This window comes from Pelistega indica (genome assembly GCF_000506865.1).
Classification (GTDB): Bacteria; Pseudomonadota; Gammaproteobacteria; order Burkholderiales; family Burkholderiaceae_B; genus Taylorella; species Taylorella indica.
Genome location: NZ_AYSV01000025.1, coordinates 1 through 2,621, shown reverse-complemented (window position 1 = coordinate 2,621; position 2,621 = coordinate 1). Strand labels below are relative to the sequence as shown.

Annotated in this window: 2 protein-coding genes and 1 pseudogene; 1 reads left to right on the top strand and 2 read right to left on the bottom strand. The window is 44.7% G+C overall.

The window, feature by feature from the left end; all coding sequences use genetic code 11:
* Window positions 1-313: 313 nt before the first annotated feature.
* Window positions 314-1,093, top strand: a pseudogene (locus V757_RS29080) (IS256 family transposase); the annotation flags it as partial.
* Between the two features lie 67 nt (window positions 1,094-1,160).
* On the opposite strand, the gene V757_RS17675 reads toward V757_RS29080, so the two are convergent.
* On the bottom strand, window positions 1,161-1,580 hold the full coding sequence (locus tag V757_RS17675) for an Imm44 family immunity protein (RefSeq protein ID WP_023949565.1): 420 nt from the start codon (window positions 1,578-1,580) through the stop codon (window positions 1,161-1,163).
* A 29-nt stretch (window positions 1,581-1,609) separates the two neighbouring features.
* The gene (locus V757_RS29540; protein WP_023949563.1) at window positions 1,610-2,509 is read right to left on the bottom strand and encodes an RHS repeat domain-containing protein; all 900 of its coding nucleotides are present in this window, start codon (window positions 2,507-2,509) and stop codon (window positions 1,610-1,612) included.
* Window positions 2,510-2,621 lie beyond the last annotated feature (112 nt).

Genomic DNA, 2,621 nt, shown 5'->3' with positions numbered 1-2,621 from the left:
TCCASCACCCGCTTGGCAATCCGGCGACCAAACACATCATACAGATAATCGGTACACAGCTTAGGCTCAGTGGCACTGCTAAAGGACGTGCTACGTGTTAATTGATTGTGTGCATCCCAACTAAAGGTCTGAATGCCTTTGTGGCTTTCTTTACGGGTTAAATTAACACGGGCGTCGTAATCAAAATGATAGCCGCTAATGCGCTTGAGTAGATTACCTGTATGAACCCACAATAAAAGTTAGAACGATTTTTTAATACTGTTTCTACCTAAAATTGCTACTAAGAATGGGGTAGGTTCAGGGGGACTACAATGTCACGGATAAGGTGATTGATGAGTTGACCGAGTGGCAGAATCGCCCGCTAGACGCCATCTACCCTATTGTCTACCTGGATTGCATTGTGCTGAAGGTTAGAGAGAATCAACGCATCGTCAACAAGTTCATCTCTATCGCTCTTGGCGTCAATTTGGAAGGTCATAAGGAGCTCTTAGGGCTCTGGATTGCCCAGAGCGAGGGCTCACGCTTCTGGTTAGGCATACTAACGGAACTTAAGAATTGAGGCCTTGAGGATATCTTAATCGCTTGTGTGGACGGTCTTAAGGGCTTTCCTGAGGCGATTGAAGCCGTCTACCCTCAGACCAAGGTGCAGCTATGCATTGTGCATATGGTACGCAACACCATGCGCTTTGTGTCATGGAAAGATGCTAGAGCGGTCACTCAAGACCTCAGAGCCATATACCAAGCGGCTACGGAATCACAGGGCTTGGACGCCTTTGAGAAGAAGTGACCTAATTACGCACTAGCCGTGCAGTCGTGGCGCAACAACTGGCATCATGTGGCAACGCTCTTTGCTTATCCTGAGGACATCCGACGGGCGATCTATACCACCAACGCCATTGAGTCCCTTAACAGCGTCATTCGCAAGGCCACGAAGCGTCACAAGCTCTTCCCGAACGACGAGGCCGCCATGAAGGTGGTGTTTTTAGCCATCCATGAGGCAAGTAAACGGTGGACAAGGCCGATTAAGAACAGGCATCAAGCGTTAAATCAGTTTAGTATGGAGTTTAGGGAAAGCGTTCTGAACCACTTGTAAAAAATCAAGCTACACAAAATACCTTACACCCTCTCTTACACCCTCTGTCGTTATAAAAGACCCATCTTTAATTCTTTCTCATTTGCTGCTCTGCTACCTGTAAGGCTTCCTTTAAAATAGCAATATCACTTTCAGGCACTTTCCACGTTTTTGTCATTTTTGGGTGTTCTAAACAACGAATTAACGAATCAATAATCAGTTTTAAGCGTTGATCATAATCACCATCAAGAAAAGACTGATAATCAATTTTCAATCGGAACTCCAAAACTTTTCGTTTAATGCTACGTCGCACAATCTCTGGTAAGTCCATTGTCTTCATGATTGGCCCCTCCAACATAGCAATATAAGCCCAACGCCAATCTTTATAGGCATCAGAAAATTGTTTATCCTCTATATAGGAATTCACTATCTTTTCAATTCCTCTCACAATCTTACTGTACTCTTTCCCTACCGTATGTTCAGCCTCAGCAGAAGTCCATAATCTCATTCTACATTCTCCTCAATATTCACGTTATCTTACCAATCAGACTTATTTAATCGTGGTCGACATCCATCATGAGCTTTTTTATAGTTAAGTATTTCTGTGTGTTGCCATTGATGCATATCTTTTTTAGACCCTGATGTGACAACATCCATCGTTGCATTCTCCCCATTCAAGTAAGATTCAGAGTATCTTTTTTTAGGACTTATTGTTTCACCATACTTTAAAATTTCATCAGTGTCTCTATCTCTTAGTACATATCCATAAGTCGTTCTACTACATTGAAGACTATTTCCATGCTCATCTGCTTTCTGAGGCTTGGGACCCGGTTTTTTAGCAAATTGCCCTTTTTTATTAAAGTATAATTTCCTAGCTACACCCGCAACGACAGCGGTAACAATCTTGGCATACGCCAACCCCCACGGATCGACCCACTCCACAGGGTTCGGCGCATACTGGTACACATTTATCCCGCCCATCAACCCTATCGGGTCTTGGCTGATAAAGCGTCCTAGCTCGGGATCATAATACCTAAACGTATTATAATGTAGCTCACTCTCCTCATCATAGTACTGCCCTTGGAAACGATGGTTATTCACCACCCCCTCTTTTACCTCTCTCGGCTCCACATAGGTCTCTCCCCATGCCTTGGACTCTGCCTCCCACACCACCTCTTGGGATTGGTTCAGCAATAGTTGTGGCGTGCCTATCTGGTCATACACATAGTGATAGAGTTTAGGGGGAGTGGCTGAGGATTCTCGTGGAGCCGACTCAGCCCCCCAGGCCATCGGGCTAATATGCTCTGCCTCACCTGTGCTGCTATTGATATACTGGGCTAGCGGAACAAAGCTACCGTCCTCATACACATACTGTACATCTCTGGCTAGTGCGACTCCCTGTGTCGTAGAGAGACTCCTTGCATGGGCTGTACGCAATGTAACCATCCCCTAAATTAAGACAACAAGAAAGTAGAACTTTTTTGAACGTTACCGTAAACTTATTTCAAAGGAGTTTTACCATGAGTAAACGTACTAGCGAAAGCCCTGA